This window comes from Bradyrhizobium denitrificans, assembly GCF_013179005.1.
Taxonomy (GTDB): domain Bacteria; phylum Pseudomonadota; class Alphaproteobacteria; order Rhizobiales; family Xanthobacteraceae; genus Bradyrhizobium; species Bradyrhizobium denitrificans.
In genome coordinates, this window is record NZ_JABFDP010000018.1 from 134,152 (window position 1) to 150,315 (window position 16,164).

13 protein-coding genes are annotated in these 16,164 nt (G+C 65.0%); 8 read left to right on the plus strand and 5 right to left on the minus strand.

Features of this window, described 5'->3' with window-relative positions; genetic code table 11:
- Window positions 1-347: 347 nt before the first annotated feature.
- The gene (gene ccmA, locus HL671_RS21090) at window positions 348-959 is read right to left on the minus strand and encodes a heme ABC exporter ATP-binding protein CcmA (RefSeq protein ID WP_041750261.1); all 612 of its coding nucleotides are present in this window, start codon (window positions 957-959) and stop codon (window positions 348-350) included.
- Window positions 960-1,182: 223 nt separating this feature from the next.
- Here ccmA and acnA point away from each other — a divergent pair, with 223 nt between their 5' ends.
- The 3 genes from acnA (at window position 1,183) to HL671_RS21105 (ending at window position 5,625) form a co-directional block, all read left to right on the plus strand.
- A complete protein-coding gene (gene acnA / locus HL671_RS21095) occupies window positions 1,183-3,900 on the plus strand; it encodes an aconitate hydratase AcnA (protein ID WP_012040722.1) in 2,718 nt (905 codons plus the stop codon).
- A gap of 189 nt (window positions 3,901-4,089) precedes the next feature.
- Entirely contained in the window at window positions 4,090-4,830 is a 741-nt protein-coding gene (locus tag HL671_RS21100) for a DUF1223 domain-containing protein (protein ID WP_012040723.1), read from the plus strand.
- Between the two features lie 429 nt (window positions 4,831-5,259).
- Window positions 5,260-5,625, plus strand: coding sequence for a DUF2794 domain-containing protein (locus HL671_RS21105; RefSeq protein ID WP_012040724.1), 366 nt, complete (start codon window positions 5,260-5,262; stop codon window positions 5,623-5,625).
- Window positions 5,626-5,711: 86 nt separating this feature from the next.
- Here HL671_RS21105 and HL671_RS21110 read toward each other — a convergent pair whose 3' ends face one another.
- The 4 genes from HL671_RS21110 to HL671_RS21125 all read right to left on the minus strand — a co-directional run bounded on the left by HL671_RS21110 (window position 5,712) and on the right by HL671_RS21125 (window position 10,781).
- Window positions 5,712-6,242, minus strand: a complete 531-nt coding sequence (locus HL671_RS21110) for a GNAT family N-acetyltransferase (protein WP_012040725.1) — start codon at window positions 6,240-6,242, stop codon at window positions 5,712-5,714.
- Between the two features lie 182 nt (window positions 6,243-6,424).
- Complete coding sequence (locus HL671_RS21115; RefSeq protein ID WP_012040726.1) at window positions 6,425-7,216, minus strand: Bax inhibitor-1/YccA family protein; 792 nt, start codon at window positions 7,214-7,216, stop codon at window positions 6,425-6,427.
- A gap of 263 nt (window positions 7,217-7,479) precedes the next feature.
- Window positions 7,480-10,050, minus strand: a complete 2,571-nt coding sequence (locus HL671_RS21120; RefSeq protein ID WP_172238251.1) for an ABC transporter permease — start codon at window positions 10,048-10,050, stop codon at window positions 7,480-7,482.
- Window positions 10,047-10,781, minus strand: coding sequence for an ABC transporter ATP-binding protein (locus HL671_RS21125; protein ID WP_172238254.1), 735 nt, complete (start codon window positions 10,779-10,781; stop codon window positions 10,047-10,049). Before HL671_RS21125 ends, HL671_RS21120 begins: the two co-directional genes overlap by 4 nt.
- Window positions 10,782-10,836: 55 nt before the next feature.
- On the opposite strand from HL671_RS21125, the gene HL671_RS21130 reads away from it, so the two are divergent.
- From HL671_RS21130 to sucC, 5 genes are all read left to right on the plus strand, one after another.
- The gene (locus HL671_RS21130; protein WP_172238310.1) at window positions 10,837-11,469 is read left to right on the plus strand and encodes an arylesterase; all 633 of its coding nucleotides are present in this window, start codon (window positions 10,837-10,839) and stop codon (window positions 11,467-11,469) included.
- A 205-nt stretch (window positions 11,470-11,674) separates the two neighbouring features.
- Window positions 11,675-12,214, plus strand: a complete 540-nt coding sequence (gene thpR / locus HL671_RS21135) for an RNA 2',3'-cyclic phosphodiesterase (RefSeq protein WP_012040730.1) — start codon at window positions 11,675-11,677, stop codon at window positions 12,212-12,214.
- Between the two features lie 203 nt (window positions 12,215-12,417).
- On the plus strand, window positions 12,418-13,599 hold the full coding sequence (gene zapE / locus HL671_RS21140) for a cell division protein ZapE (RefSeq protein ID WP_012040731.1): 1,182 nt from the start codon (window positions 12,418-12,420) through the stop codon (window positions 13,597-13,599).
- 225 nt (window positions 13,600-13,824) lie between these two features.
- Window positions 13,825-14,793, plus strand: coding sequence for a malate dehydrogenase (gene mdh / locus HL671_RS21145; RefSeq protein WP_012040732.1), 969 nt, complete (start codon window positions 13,825-13,827; stop codon window positions 14,791-14,793).
- Window positions 14,794-14,915: 122 nt separating this feature from the next.
- Window positions 14,916-16,112, plus strand: a complete 1,197-nt coding sequence (gene sucC / locus HL671_RS21150) for an ADP-forming succinate--CoA ligase subunit beta (RefSeq protein WP_172238257.1) — start codon at window positions 14,916-14,918, stop codon at window positions 16,110-16,112.
- The last annotated feature ends 52 nt before the right edge of the window (window positions 16,113-16,164 follow it).

The following is a 16,164-nucleotide window of genomic DNA, read 5'->3' on the forward strand; positions in this document are numbered from 1 at the left end:
GGGCGAGCCACCCTCCCTCCACCCGCACACTGCGTTCCCTCCCCCCTTGTGGGGGAGGGTCAGGGAGGGGGGTGGCTCCGGGCGATACTGCCCGTGGGGACCCCCACCTATAGCCGAAGTTTTGCTTCGGCGTGCCTTAAAGAAGCTGGCCGCGAATGCGGCCGGTTGCCCTCCCCGCAAGGGGAAGGGGAGCGCAAGCCGATGGGACGGAATCTGACGGAAGGGGATCTTGTCCAAAGCGATAGGGCCCGTCGTGGGGGACCCCCCTCCCTGACCCTCCCCCACAAGGGGGGAGGGAACGGAAAGCGCGGTGGGCTTGGCGCAAACAATGCTGACGGTCATCGTACTCATGCTCCGATCCGCAGTTCGCGCGTGTCGATGCCGAGCGGGCCGTGCGTTGCCGCCACGATCAGCCCGCCCCCGGCGAGATGCTCGCGCATCAGGCCGGCAAACATCGCCTGGCCTGCGACGTCGAGCGCTGCGGTCGGCTCGTCGAGCAGCCACAGCAGCCGGGGAACGGCGAGCAGGCGGGCCAATGACAGTCGGCGGCGCTGGCCGGCGGAGAGATAGCCGGCGGGCAGATCGATCGCGTGGGCGATGCCGACGGCGGCGAGACAGTCGGGGATCGGCCGCGTCGTGCCGCCGCCGAGGAAGTCGGCCCAGAACGCCAGATTCTCGCGCACGCTGAGCGCCGGCTTCAGCGCGTCGCGGTGGCCGAGATAATGTGCCTGCTCCGGCACCGTCAGTTCGGCCTCGCTGCCCTCGATGGCGATGGTGCCGCCGGCAGGCAGCAGGAGCCCTGCGATCAGCCGCAGCAGCGAGGTCTTGCCTGCGCCATTGTGCCCGGTCACCGCCAGCGCCTCGCCCGCGACCGCCTCGAAGGCAAGGCCGGCGAACACCTCGCGGCCGCCGCGCACGCATCTGACGTCGTGTCCGAACAATCTGGGAGCAAGCTGCATGGCCCGTCGTGACAGCCCTTACGAAATTGAAGGCTAGCGTGTGAGAATTTGTGGGTGATGCCACGTCGCGACTTGCTTGTGGCTGTGGCGGCGCAGTTAGAAAGCTTCTATAAGCCCGACCTTGATGCAGCACACAATCGTCCGCTGCAAGCCATCCGGCGCCTCGCGCTGACGGTTCTTAAATACCCCCTCAGGGTATACAGATCAATTGGGATTCCCACGCATGACCTCGCTCGACAGCTTCAAGTGTCGCAAGACCCTCAAGGTCGGAACGAAGAGCTACATCTATTACAGCTTGCCCACAGCCGAGAAGAACGGTCTCAAGGACATCTCCAAGCTGCCCTACTCGATGAAGGTGCTGCTCGAGAACCTGCTGCGTAACGAGGACGGTCGCACCGTCACCAAGGACGACATCGTCGCGGTGTCGAAATGGCTGCGAAAGAAATCGCTGGAGCACGAGATCGCGTTTCGCCCGGCGCGCGTGCTGATGCAGGATTTCACCGGCGTGCCCGCCGTCGTCGACCTCGCGGCCATGCGCAATGCGATGCAGAAGCTCGGCGGCGATGCCGAGAAGATCAATCCGCTGGTCCCCGTCGATCTCGTCATCGACCACTCGGTGATCGTCAACTACTTCGGTGACAACAAGGCGTTCGGCAAGAACGTCGCCGAGGAGTACAAGCAGAACCAGGAACGTTACGAATTCCTGAAATGGGGTCAGAAGGCGTTCTCGAACTTCTCCGTCGTGCCGCCCGGCACCGGCATCTGCCACCAGGTCAACCTCGAATATCTGGCGCAGACCGTCTGGACCAAGAAGGAGAAGATGACGGTCGGCCGGACCAAGGGCACCTTCGAGGTCGCCTATCCGGATTCGCTGGTCGGCACTGATTCGCACACCACCATGGTCAATGGTCTCGCCGTGCTCGGCTGGGGCGTCGGCGGCATCGAGGCCGAGGCCTGCATGCTCGGCCAGCCGCTGTCGATGCTGCTGCCCGACGTGGTCGGCTTCAAGCTGACCGGCGCGCTCAAGGAAGGCGTGACCGCCACCGACCTCGTGCTGACCGTCACCCAGATGCTGCGCAAGCTCGGCGTGGTCGGCAAGTTCGTCGAATTCTTCGGCCCCGGCCTCGACCATCTCTCGGTCGCCGACAAGTCGACGATCGCCAACATGGCTCCGGAATATGGCGCGACCTGCGGCTTCTTCCCGGTCGACGCCGCCACGATCGATTATCTCAAGACCTCGGGCCGCAAGGCACCGCGCGTCGCGCTTGTTGAAGCCTACGCGAAGGCCCAGGGCCTGTTCCGGACCGCCAAGTCGCCGGATCCGGTGTTTACGCAGACGCTGACGCTGGATCTGGGCGACGTCGTGCCGTCGATGGCCGGTCCGAAGCGTCCCGAGGGCCGCATCGCGTTGCCCGCCGTCGCCGAGGGCTTCGCCACCGCGCTGGCCGGCGAGTACAAGAAGAGCGATGCCACCCAGCGCTTCCCGGTCGAGGGCAAGGATTTCGACATCGGCCACGGCGACGTCGTCATCGCCGCCATCACCTCCTGCACCAACACCTCGAACCCGAGCGTGCTGATCGGCGCCGGCCTCTTGGCCCGCAACGCTGCGGCCAAGGGCCTCAAGGCCAAGCCGTGGGTGAAGACCTCGCTCGCCCCGGGCAGTCAGGTGGTTGCCGAATACCTGGCAAATTCGGGCCTGCAGAAAGACCTCGACAAGGTCGGCTTCAACCTGGTCGGCTTCGGCTGCACCACCTGCATCGGCAATTCCGGGCCGCTGCCGGAGGAGATCTCGAAGTCGATCAACGACAACGGCGTCGTCGCGGCGGCCGTGCTGTCGGGCAACCGCAACTTCGAAGGCCGCGTCTCGCCGGACGTGCAGGCCAACTATCTGGCCTCGCCGCCGCTGGTCGTCGCCTATGCGCTCGCCGGCACCGTGACCAAGGATCTGGCGGTCGAGCCGATCGGCATCGGCAAGGACAAGAAGCCGGTCTACCTGAAGGACATCTGGCCGACGACGAAGGAGGTCAATGACTTCGTCAAGAAGTTCGTCAAGGCCTCGATCTTCAAGAAGCGCTACGCCGACGTGTTCAAGGGCGACACCAACTGGCGCAAGATCAAGACGGTCGAGAGCGAGACATATCGCTGGAACATGTCGTCGACCTACGTGCAGAACCCGCCGTATTTCGAGGGCATGAAGAAGGAGCCGGAGCCGATCAAGGACATCGTCGAGGCCCGCGTGCTGGCGCTGTTCGGCGACAAGATCACCACCGACCACATCTCGCCGGCCGGTTCGATCAAGCTGACCTCGCCCGCTGGTAAATTCCTCAGCGAGCACCAGGTCCGCCCGGCCGACTTCAACCAGTACGGCACCCGCCGCGGCAATCACGAAATCATGATGCGCGGCACCTTCGCCAACATCCGCATCAAGAACTTCATGCTCAAGGGCGCCGACGGCAACATCCCGGAGGGCGGCCTGACCAAGCACTGGCCCGACGGCGAGCAGATGTCGATCTACGATGCCGCGATGAAGTACCAGGAAGAGGGCGTGCCGCTGGTCGTGTTCGCCGGTGCCGAATATGGCAACGGCTCGTCGCGTGACTGGGCGGCCAAGGGCACCCGTCTGCTCGGCGTCCGCGCCGTGATCTGCCAGAGCTTCGAGCGCATCCACCGCTCCAACCTGGTCGGCATGGGTGTGCTCCCGCTCACCTTCCAGGAAGGCACGTCGTGGTCCTCGCTCGGGCTCAAGGGCGATGAGAAGGTCACCATCAAGGGGCTGCAGGGCGACCTGAAGCCGCGTCAGACGCTGACCGCCGAGATCGTTTCGGCTGACGGCGCGGCGCAGCAGGTGCCGCTGCTTTGCCGCATCGATACGCTCGATGAGCTCGACTACTATCGCAACGGCGGCATCCTGCACTACGTGCTGCGCAAGCTCGCCGCTTAACCAAGGCGCGATGCGACAGATTGGCTCACTCTGAAGTGAGTAGCGGGTGATGAAGGAGGCGGCCTATGACATAGGCCGCCTCCTTTGCATTTTTGGTTGTCAACGCCGAGGGCGGCTTCGCAGTTATTGACGCGGCAGGGTGTGGCGGACAGTGTTGTTCCGGACAGGACAGTGATGATGGGTGGACAGATGTCGTGGTGGTCGCGCGCGGCGCTCAGTGTCTGTGCGGTCATCGCTTTCGTCCGGCCAGCCGCCTCCGATCCGCGTGCGGTCATCGAACTATTTACCTCTCAGGGCTGCTCCTCCTGTCCGCCGGCCGACAAGGTGCTTGGCGATCTGGCCAGAGATCCGTCGGTGATCGCATTGTCGCTACCGATCGACTATTGGGACTATCTCGGTTGGAAGGACACCCTGGCGGATTCCCGCTTCACGGCGCGGCAGCGCGCTTATTCGCGCGTTCGCGGCGATCGTGAGGTCTATACGCCCCAGGCCGTGGTCAACGGCTCGGTTCATGTCATCGGCAGTGATCGCGAGGCGATCGAGGGCGCCATTGAGGAGACCGCGCAGGGCGGTGCCGCCATGTCGGTGCCGGTCAGACTGTCGATCGAGGGCCAGGAGCTGACCGTCTCGATCGCCGCGGCCGATGAGCACATGCCGCGCAGACATGGCGAGGTCTGGGTCTGCTCGATCTCGCGGGCCGTCCCGATCCAGGTCGGGCGTGGCGAGAACAGCGGGCGCGAGCTGACCTACTACAACGTCGTTCGCAATCTGTTGAAGCTTGGCGATTGGACCGGAGCGTCGACCAGCTGGAGCGTGCCGCTGGAGAAGATCGCCAAAGAGGGCGTCGACGGTGCCGTTGTCTATGTGCAGGACGGCAGCCGTGACCGGCCGGGTCCGATGCTCGGCGCAGCCTATTCCGAGCTGCATTAGCGCCTGTCCAAATCCGCTGGTCTTGGAGCCGTTCCCGGCCGCGTTCAGGCGCGTCCGGCTTGATCGCGCGATCCAGCCAGCAGCAACGCAGCCTTGCGTCGGTCCAAAAAGCAAAAGGACCAACTTGCGTTGGCCCTTTGCCATCACTTGTGAATAGACCCGATCCTGACGACCCCGGGGGGCTGGGGGCTGAGGAATCCGGAACCGAAAGGACCGGGCCAACGCACACGAATCTTATGCCCAAGATCGGGGGCGGTCCCTGGGCGGAAAGACGGCGCGATTATGATTCTGCTAACGATCCCGTGACGCTGACGTGTTCGCGGAACTCGTGTTGGTCGTAGCTGGAGCCGCACTTCAACACTCAAAGCCGCCCCTTGCGGCTTCCGGCGGATGGCGCGATCATGTCACAGAGATGACAGGAGGACGCCGATGAAGCTCACCCCGGAGGATGCCGATCCGAGCGAGAACCGCGCGGCGGCCCGCAGCGCGGCCGCAGCGCCCAATCGGGTGACGTTCGACCGGCTTGAGCTGAACCGGATCCTCAATCTCTACGGCCGCATGGTCGCCGATGGCGAATGGCGGGACTATTCGATCGACTTCCTGCGCGACCGGGCGGTGTTTTCCGTATTTCGTCGCGCGTCCGAGGTGCCGATCTACCGTATCGAGAAGGACCCGCGCCTCGCCCGCAAGCAGGGTATGTACAGCGTCATCTCGGCGACCGGCCTGATCCTGCGGCGCGGCCACGAGCTCGAGCGCGTGCTGCTGGTGATCGCGCCAAAGCCGGCCCTGGTTTGATCCGGTGATTCGACTCGCGTCGTGTGATCCCCTGCGCGCCGGCCGGTGGGCTTGAGAGGCGCGATCGCGGAGAGGACTCGCCGTGGTTACGCGGCGGGCACATTGCTGCCGCCGGCGCCGAGCGGCAGCTGCATCATGACCGTGTCGAGCCATCGGCCAAATTTGAGCCCGACGCTCGGATGGGTGCCGATCATCTGGAAGCCGCAGGCGCGATGCAGTCCGACCGATCCGGCATTGGCGGAGTCGCCGATCACCGCGATCATCTGGCGGAAGCCCCGCTCCTCACAAGCCGTGATCAAGCGCTGCATCAGCCGCCTTCCGATGCCCCGGCGCTGGCTCGCAGGAGCCAGATAGATCGAATTCTCCACCGTGAAACGATAGGCAGGGCGGGGCCGGTACGGTCCGGCATAGGCATAGCCGACCACCTCTCCGTCCAGCAGGGCGACGAAATAAGGGAAGCCGCCATCCGTGAGCGCGCGGAAGCGGCGGGTCATCTCGGTCAAGTCCGGAGCATCGAGCTCGAAGGTGGCCGTGCCCTCGCGCACGGCCTGACCGTAGATGGCGGTGATGGCGGGAAGATCGGCCTCGCCGGTGGGCCGGATGTCGATGTCAGGCATGGCGAAACCATAGCAAGGCGGATCGGACGATCAATCCGCCGTTGCGGCATGGCTGTCGTCGCGTGTCTGCGCGCGGCGCAAACGAGCAGGGTACGAGCGAGCAGGTCTAAGCGGGCCGGCACAACGAAAAGCCCCGGCGGTGAGGCCGGGGCTTCCGAAGGCTGTGACTGTGGTCCGCTGGCTCAGTCGCGCTGTCCGAGCAGCTGCAGCAGCAGCGTGAACAGGTTGATGAAGTTCAAGTACAGCGACAGGGCGCCGGTGATCGCTGCACGCTCGGCGATGTCGCCGCCCGCGGAGGCGTAGCCATAGATGTACTCGTTCTTCAGGCGCTGCGTATCCCAGGCCGTGAGACCGGCGAACACGAACACGCCGACCACCGAGACGATGAACTGCAGCATCGAGCTCGCCAGGAACAGGTTCACGAGGCTCGCCAGCACGATGCCGATCAGGCCCATGAACAGGAACGAGCCCATGCCGGTCATGTCACGCTTGGTGGTGTAGCCGTACAGGCTGAGCGCACCGAACGTCGCCGCGGTGATGAAGAACACCCGCACGATCGAGGTGTGGGTGTACACCAGGAAGATCGACGACAGCGAGATACCCATCAGGGCCGAAAACACCCAGAACAGGATCTGCGCGGTCGACGGCGCCAAGCGGTTGATGCCGGCCGAGATCGCGAACACCATGACCAAGGGGGCCAGGATGAACAGCCACTTCAGCGGGCTCACGAACATCGCGTAGCCGAACTGCGTCAGGTAGGCGTTGCCGAACTTGAACACGCCCGCCGCCGGGTCGCCGGTCACCGACGCCATGTAGACGCCGAGCGCCGCCAGACCGGTGATCGCCAAGCCGATGCTCATGTAATTGTAGATGCGCAGCATGTAGGCGCGCAGACCGGCGTCGACGGTCGCGGCATCGGCGCGCCCGGCCACCCGGCCAAAGGGTGAAGCATAGTTGCGGTCTAGGTCCGACATGGTCGAATTCCCGTTGGTTGCCCGGAACAGAGGTCCTGACGGACCTTATGCCGGTTCTCGAAAAACCCTATCTCATACCCCCCACCACAGACATTAAATTTGCGTCATCGGCAAATTTGCCATCTTTGGCAGGTCTCTGAGCCCATTCCCTAGATGGGAAACTAGCATATCCGCTGCAAGCTTCCACGCGCGGCTGAATGTCGCTCCGCAGGCGTTCGCCCTCTATAACGCGCGTTAACCGTGCGGCATGATCGCGCAAGCCGCTACAGATTCCTAAGAACGCTTGCCGGCTTCTGATTGAGCGCCAGCAGCGTTCCGGCCAGTCCGAGGCCGACGGTCACGACCAGCGCCGCCAGGACGACCATAGCGGCGCTTCCGGCCTGCCAGGCGAAGCTCAACGTCATCAGCCGGGTCACGATCAACCAGGCGGCGACCGAGCCGGCAATCACACTGAACGCAGCGGTTGCGAAGCCAATCATGAGATACTCAAGCGCGTAGGCGCCCAGCAAGCGCAGCCGGGTGGCGCCGAGCGTCTTCAGGATGACGGCGTCATAGACGCGGTGACGGTGGCCGGCGGCGAGCGCGCCGCCCAGCACCAGGATCGCCGAAATCAGGGTCACCGCGCTGGCGCCGCGGATCGCGAGCGCCAGGTTGGAAACGACAGTTCCGACCGTCTCCATGACCTCGCGCACGCGCACGCTGGTCACCATCGGGAACGCGTCGGCGACCTTGCGGATGACGCGAGCATCCTCGGCCGCATCGGAGCGCGCCTCGGTCAGGGTGGCGACATGGGTATGAGGCGCGCCCTTGAAGGCATTCGGCGAGAACACCAGCACGAAATTGATGCCGAGCCCCTGCCAGTCGATGGTGCGCATGTTGCCGATCCGCGCCGCGATGTCGCGTCCGAGCACGTTGACCACGATGTCGTCACCGAGCTTGAGGCCGAGGCCATCCGCGATCCGCTTCTCGATCGAGACCAGTGGCGGTCCGCTGTAGCTCTCGCCCCACCATTCGCCCTCGACGACCTTGGAGCCCTTGGGGATCTCGCCGGTATAGGTCAGGCCGCGGTCGCTCTGGAGGACCCATTCGGTCTCCGCCGTGGCCTTGAGGTCCTCGGCGCGCACGCCGCGGGCGGAGACGATCCGGCCGCGCAGCATCGGCACGTCGTCGACCGAGGATTGTGGCGCAAGCTCCTTCAGGAAGCCGCGGAAGCGTTCGGCCTCGCCGGAGGGCACGTCGATGAAGAAGAATGACGGCGCCTGTTCCGGCAGCTGCGCGAGGAACTGCCGCCGCAGATTGCCGTCGATCTGGGTGATCGTGACCAGCACCGCGAGCCCCAGTCCGAGCGACAGCACCACCGACGGCGTCAGCGCGCCCGGGCGATAGATGTTGCTGACGGCGAGCCGCAGCATCGGGAAGCGGCTGCGCGGCATGGCGCGCGCGCTCGCCATCACGACAGCGGCGATGCCCCGCAGCAGCACGAACACAAGCGCAGCGGCGACCACGAACACGGCGGAGATCTTCTTGTCGTAGGACAGGCCGATCACCACCGCCACCAAGAGCGCCACCGTGCCGGCGATCAGGGCCAGATAACTCCAGCGCGGACGGTGCCACTCGGCGATCACCGCCTCGCGGAACAGCGCCGCCACGGGCACGTCACGGATGCGCCCGAGCGGCCACAGGCCGAAGGCGAGGGCGGTGAGCAGACCGTAGACGAAGGACAGCGCCAGCTCGTCCGGATGCAGCGCCGGGATCACTGGCAGCGGCAGGATGTTGCCGAACAGCCCGACGATCGCAAAGGGCAGGGCGGCGCCGGCACAAAGTCCGATGATCGAACCGATCGTGGCGAGCACCATGACCTGCACGAGGTAGATTCCGAACACGTCGCGGCTGGTGGCGCCCAGCGCCTTGAACGCCGCGATCACCTCGGTGCGGCGGTCGACATGGCTCTTGACCGCATTGGCGACGCCGACGCCGCCGACCAGCAGCGCGGCGAGACCGACCAGGGTCAGGAACTGGGTGAAGCGGCCGATGGTGCGCTCCAATTGCGGCGAGGCATTGCTGCGGCTGCGGATCTCCCACCCGGCCGATGGCAAGGTCAGACGGGTGTCGGCGATGAAGGACGCCGCGGCATGATCGTCCTTGGCGTTGTCCGGCAGCCGGACCCGGTAGGTCCAGCGCACCAGGCTGCCCGGCTGCAGCAGCGGCGTGGCGCGCAAGCCGGCCTCGCTGATCAGGAAGCGCGGTCCCAGCCCGATGCCGCCCGACAGCTTGTCCGGCTCGGCCTGCAGCGCGCTGCGGATCTGGAAGCGCACGGTGTCGATGCTGACGGTGTCGCCGACCTTGAGGTCGAGCCGCGCCAGCAGCGCCGGATCGGCGGCCGCGCCATAAGCGCCGTCGCGCTCGGCCAGAATGTCGGAGAGCGGCAGGTCGGGCTGCAGCTCGGCCTTGCCGAGCAGCGGATAGGCGTCGTCGACAGCCTTGAGCTCGACCAGCGCCAGCTTGGCGTCGTTGGAGCGCACCATGGCCCGCAAGGTCGCCGCCAGCGACACCTCGCCGCGCGAACGCAGGAACGCGATCTCCTCCGGCTTGGCTTCGCGCTGAAACAGCGAAAACGCGACGTCGCCGCCGAGCAGCGTGCGGCCCTCGCGAACGAGGCCGTCATTGAGGCTCGCGGCCACCGAGCCGACGCCGGCGATGGCGAGCACGCCGAGCGCGATACAGGCGATGAAGACGTAGAAGCCGCGCAGGCCGCCGCGCAGCTCGCGCAGGGCGTAACGCACCGGCAGCCAGGCCATGCGGCCGGCGGGGATCGGTTCGGCGACGCTGCTCATGCCAGGGCAGGCTCGTGTGCGCCGTCGGCTTCGATCCGTCCCGAGCGCAGCCGCACGACACGGTCGCAGCGATGCGCAAGCCCGCCGTCATGGGTCACGAGCACCAGGGTCATGCCGCGCTCGGCATGCTTGGTGAACAGCAGGTCGACGATCTGCCGGCCGGTGGTCTCGTCGAGATTGCCGGTCGGCTCGTCGGCCACAAGGATGGCCGGGTCGGGGGCGAGGGCGCGCGCCAGCGCTACGCGCTGCTGCTCGCCGCCGGACAGCTGGGTCGGATAATGGTGCAGCCGGTGGCCGAGGCCGACCGAGTCCAACTCGCGCGCGGCCCGCTCGGCGGCGCCGGAATGCCCGGCCAGCTCCAGCGGCACGGCGACATTCTCCAACGCGGTCATGGTCGGGATCAGGTGGAAGGACTGGAAGACGATGCCGACCTGGCGGCCGCGGAACCGGGCCAGCGCGTCCTCGTCCAGGGCATTGAAAGCGGTGCCATTGACCACCACCTGACCGCTGTCAGGACGTTCCAATCCCGCCATCACCATCAGAAGCGTGGACTTGCCGGAGCCCGACGGTCCGATCAGGCCGATCGTCTCGCCTTGTCCCACCCGCAGGCTGATGTCCTTGAGAATGTGAACACGCGCCGCTCCGGTGCCGAGCGAGAGATTGACGTTGGCGATGGTAATGGTGTCCGGCGCTGTGCCGGCCAAAGGCGAGGTTTCGATGAGACTGTCCATGGCTCGGTCATATGGCAACTCCGCAAGCCGGGTCGAGAGGCGCGGGCGCATCTTCGTGCACATACTCGTGTTGATGCTCGCCTTGATGACAATGGGGCCGGCATTCGCGGGCGCCGAGGCCGGCAAGCCGATCAAGCTGGTGGTGCTTGGCGACTCCTTGAGCGCGGGCCTCGGCCTGTCGGCTTCGGATGCGTTTCCGGCCAAGCTTCAAAAGGCGTTGAACGACAAGGGGCTGAAGGTCGAGATGACCAATGCCGGGGTGTCCGGCGACACCTCCTCGGGCGGACGCGACCGGCTCGATTGGTCGGTGGCCGATGGCACCGAGGCTGTGATCGTCGAGCTCGGCGCCAATGATGCCTTGCGCGGCATCGATCCGTCGGTCACGCGGCAGGCGCTGACCGAGATCGTCCAGCGGCTGAAGGCGCGGGGCATCGCAGTCATGCTGTGCGGCATGCTGGCGCCGCCGAATTACGGCAGCGATTACGCTGCGAAATTCAACGCGATCTACCCCGACCTCGCCAAGCAGTTCGACGTCCAGCTCTACCCGTTCTTTCTCGACGGTGTTGCCGCCGATCCCAAGTTGAACCAGGCCGACGGCATTCACCCCACGGCCGCGGGCGTCGACATCATCGTCTCCCGGATGTTGCCTATGGTGGAAGCATTCCTGCGTCCGCTTCGTGGGCAATGATGGAACGAAGCCGCGGTCGGATCATTCGCGGTCACCTTGCGGGCGAGGTTTTCCGCAGCTCTTACCGGCGTTAACGCTGCGTCCGTCGCGGAGTCATATAAATTCGGTAGGAATTATGCATTGGCGATTCGTCGTCGATCCTTTCGTCAAGGCATGATCTCGTCAATTTTCGGGATCAGCCTCCAGCATCGGGAGTCCTGAAACGATGCCGCGTCTGTTTACTGGACTGGAGATCCCGGCCGAGGTCGGCCAGACTCTCTCCAATTTGCGGGGTGGCCTTCCCGGCGCCCGCTGGATCGATCCGGAAAATTACCACGTCACCTTGCGTTTCATCGGCGATATCGACGGCGCGTCGGCCAACGAGATCGCCGCGATGCTGTGGCGGGTCAACCGCAAGCCGTTCGAAGTCACGGTGCAGGGTCTCTCGAGCTTCGGCGGCCGCAAGCCGCGCGCTGTCGTCGCCAACATCGCGCCCAGCCGGCCGCTGATCGAGCTGCAGGCCGAGCTGGAACGCATGATGCAGCGGATCGGGCTCGATCCCGAGGGGCGCAAATTCGTGCCGCATGTGACCTTGGCGCGGCTGCACGACGCATCGAGCCAGGACGTCGCCGATTATCTGTCGGTCCGGGGCTACTTCCCGAGCCGGGTGTTCGTCGCCGAGCGCTTCGTGTTGTTCTCGTCCCGTGCTTCGACGGGGGGCGGGCCCTATGTCGTGGAGGATGCCTACGACCTCTGCGCCGTCTAAAGATTGCCGGAGCCGGGCCGCAAACGCCAACTCGCAAGCGCGAGCCACAGACGCCAAGCCGCAGAACAACGTCGTTACCCCGGGACTAACGGGCCGGCCGGCGTTTGCGTGCCATATACCAAGTCCTTACGGCTCGGCTGCATGGCCGCTTCCACCATTTGCGGATTGCATTTTCCGTAAGTCTCATGACCTAGAGTGGGCTCATGCTGTCCACTCCGTCAGACGCGTTCCGCGCGCAATATCAGTCTTTGGTCGATACTGGAGCGATCGAGGCCGACCCGGCCCAGGCCGAGGTCGCCGACGCGCTGGCCGCGCTCGAGCGCAGGCTTTCCACCTACAAGCCGGCGCGCAAGCAGAGCCTGCTGGGGCGCCTGTTCTTCGACAAGAGCGAGCCGCCGCGCGGCCTCTACGTTCACGGCGAGGTCGGCCGCGGCAAGACCATGCTGATGGACCTGTTCTATCAGAACTGTCCGGTCGAGCATAAGCGGCGGGCGCATTTCCACGAATTCATGGCCGAGGTGCATGAGCGCATCTACGGCTACCGCCAGAACATTGCGCGCGGCGAGCTCGCCGATACGGATGTGATCGGGCTGACGGCGCAGGCCATCTTCGAGCAGTCATGGCTGCTCTGCTTCGACGAATTCCACGTCACCGACATCGCCGACGCGATGATCCTGGGCCGGCTGTTCGCCAGGCTGTTCGAGCTCGGCACCGTGGTCGTGGCGACCTCCAACGTTGCGCCGGAGGACCTCTACAAGGGCGGCCTCAACCGCGCGCTGTTCCTGCCCTTCATCAAGCATATTGCCGACCACATGGACGTGGTACGGCTGGACGCGCGGACCGATTTCCGGCTGGAGAAACTGGCCGGGGTCAAGATGTGGCTGGTGCCGGCGGACGTCGAGGCCCGCACCGCGCTCGACAACGCCTGGGGCAGGCTGACCGGCCACGCCCGCTGCAGGTCGCGCGACATCACCATCAAGGGGCGCCTTCTGCATGTGCCCTGTTCGGCCAATGGCGTTGCCCGTTTCGGCTTTGCCGACCTGTGCGAGAAGCCGCTCGCAGCGTCGGACTATCTGCGCCTGGCGCACGACTATCACACCATCCTGATCGACCATATTCCGGTGATGGACTACGCGGAGCGCAATGCCGCCAAGCGCTTCATCACCTTGATCGACACGCTCTATGACAACGCCGTGAAGCTGATCGCTTCCGCCGAAGCGGATCCGATCTCGCTTTACGTCGCGACCGACGGCATCGAGGCCATGGAGTTCAAGCGGACGTCCTCGCGCCTGATCGAGATGGGGTCGGAATCCTACTTGGCTCTGCCGCATGGCCGGAAGGACTCGGCAGCCTCCGGGACTTCTACGGGGCTGGTCGAAACCTGACAAACACCGGATTTCGGGAGCGCCTGCCTTCGGGCACACAGCCGTGAAAAGGCCACGTCAATCAGGCTGAAAGGATCATCAGCACCCCTCCGCCTCGGACCTGATCGAAATCAAGGCAGGCCTGTCAATTGGCCATAGCGTGACTTGAACGGCCGGGGCGAAAGGGATAACCACCCAATCGACTTTTAACCTCCCTCACCCCTTCGGGTTCAAAGGAAATTTCCCATGGCGCGCGACAAGATTGCTTTGATTGGCTCCGGTCAGATCGGCGGAACGCTGGCTCACCTCATCGGCCTCAAGGAGCTCGGCGATGTCGTCATGTTCGACATTGCTGAAGGCGTCCCGCAGGGCAAGGCGCTCGACATCGCCCAGTCCTCCCCGGTCGATGGCTTCGACGCCCATTACAGCGGCGCCAACTCCTACGAAGCACTGGATAACGCCAAGGTCTGCATCGTCACCGCCGGCGTGCCGCGCAAGCCGGGCATGAGCCGCGACGATCTGCTGTCGATCAACCTCAAAGTCATGGAGCAGGTCGGCGCCGGCATCAAGAAGTACGCCCCCGACGCGTTCGTCATCTGCATCACCAACCCGCTCGACGCGATGGTCTGGGCGCTGCAGAAGGCCTCGGGCCTGCCGGCCAAGAAGGTCGTCGGCATGGCCGGCGTGCTCGACTCCGCGCGCTTCCGCTACTTCCTGGCCGATGAGTTCAACGTCTCGGTCGAGGACGTCACCGCCTTCGTGCTCGGTGGTCATGGCGACACGATGGTGCCGCTGACCAAGTACTCCACCGTCGCCGGCATTCCGCTGCCCGACCTCGTCAAGATGGGCTGGACCTCGCAGGCCCGCATCGACGAGATCGTAGACCGCACCCGCAATGGCGGCGCCGAGATCGTCAACCTTCTCAAGACCGGGTCGGCCTATTACGCGCCGGCGGCCTCGGCGATCGCGATGGCCGAGAGCTATCTGCGCGACAAGAAGCGCGTGCTGCCCTGCGCCGCCCATCTCAACGGCGAGTTCGGCGTCAAGGACATGTATGTCGGCGTTCCCGTCGTGATCGGTTCCAAGGGCGTTGAGCGCATTGTCGAGATCGAGCTGGCCGGCAAGGACCGCGAGGCGTTCGACAAGTCGGTGGCCGCCGTGCAGGGCCTAGTCGACGCCTGCAAGAAGATCGCGCCCGACCTGCTCGGTCGCTGACCTGGCCGGGCGGACCCCAAGCCCGCCCGATCGAGTTGCAGGATGCTTGGTATATGGTATACCAAGCATCCTCAAAACAATTCCATACGTCACCCTCTCGCGGGTTCGGGGAGCAACCGCTTATGAACATTCACGAATATCAGGCCAAGGCACTGCTGCACGAGTTCGGCGTGCCGATTTCCAAGGGCGTGCCGGTGCTCCGTCCGGAGGACTCGGATGCGGCGGCGAAGACGCTCGGCGGTCCGGTCTGGGTCGTGAAGAGCCAGATCCACGCCGGCGGCCGTGGCAAGGGCAAGTTCAAGGAGGCCTCGGCCGGCGACAAGGGCGGCGTCCGCCTCGCCAAGTCGATTGACGAGGTCAATGCGTTCGCCAAGCAGATGCTCGGCGCAACCCTCGTCACCGTGCAGACCGGCCCCGATGGCAAGCAGGTCAACCGCCTCTACATCGAGGACGGCTCGGATATCGACAAGGAATTCTACCTGTCGCTGCTGGTCGATCGCGAGACCTCGAAGGTCGCTTTCGTGGTGTCGACCGAAGGCGGCGTCAACATCGAGGACGTTGCTCACAGCACGCCTGAGAAGATCATCACCTTCTCAGTCGATCCGGCCACCGGCGTGATGCCGCATCACGGTCGCGCCGTCGCCAAGGCGCTGAAGCTCTCGGGCGATCTCGCCAAGCAGGCCGAGAAGCTGACCATCCAGCTCTATACCGCCTTCGTCGCCAAGGACATGGCGATGCTCGAGATCAACCCGCTGGTCGTCACCAAGCAGGGCCAGCTGCGTGTGCTCGACGCCAAGGTGTCGTTCGACTCCAACGCGCTGTTCAAGCACCCCGAGGTCGTGGCGCTGCGTGACGAGACCGAGGAAGACGCCAAGGAGATCGAGGCCTCCAAATACGATCTCAACTATGTCGCGCTCGACGGCACCATCGGCTGCATGGTCAACGGCGCCGGCCTCGCGATGGCGACGATGGACATCATCAAGCTCTACGGCATGGAGCCGGCCAACTTCCTCGACGTCGGCGGCGGCGCCAGCAAGGAGAAGGTCGCGGCGGCGTTCAAGATCATCACCGCCGACCCGAACGTGAAGGGCATCCTGGTCAACATCTTCGGCGGCATCATGAAGTGCGATGTCATCGCCGAGGGCGTCGTGGCCGCGGTCAAGGAAGTCGGCCTGAAGGTGCCGCTGGTGGTGCGCCTCGAAGGCACCAATGTCGATCTCGGCAAGAAGATCATCAGCGAGTCCGGTCTGAACGTGCTGCCCGCCGACAATCTCGACGACGCCGCGCAGAAGATCGTCAAGGCCGTCAAGGGAGGCTGAGCGCCGTTTCAGGCGCTCGCTTAGCTCCTCACCGCAACGCTTTTAGAGAAAG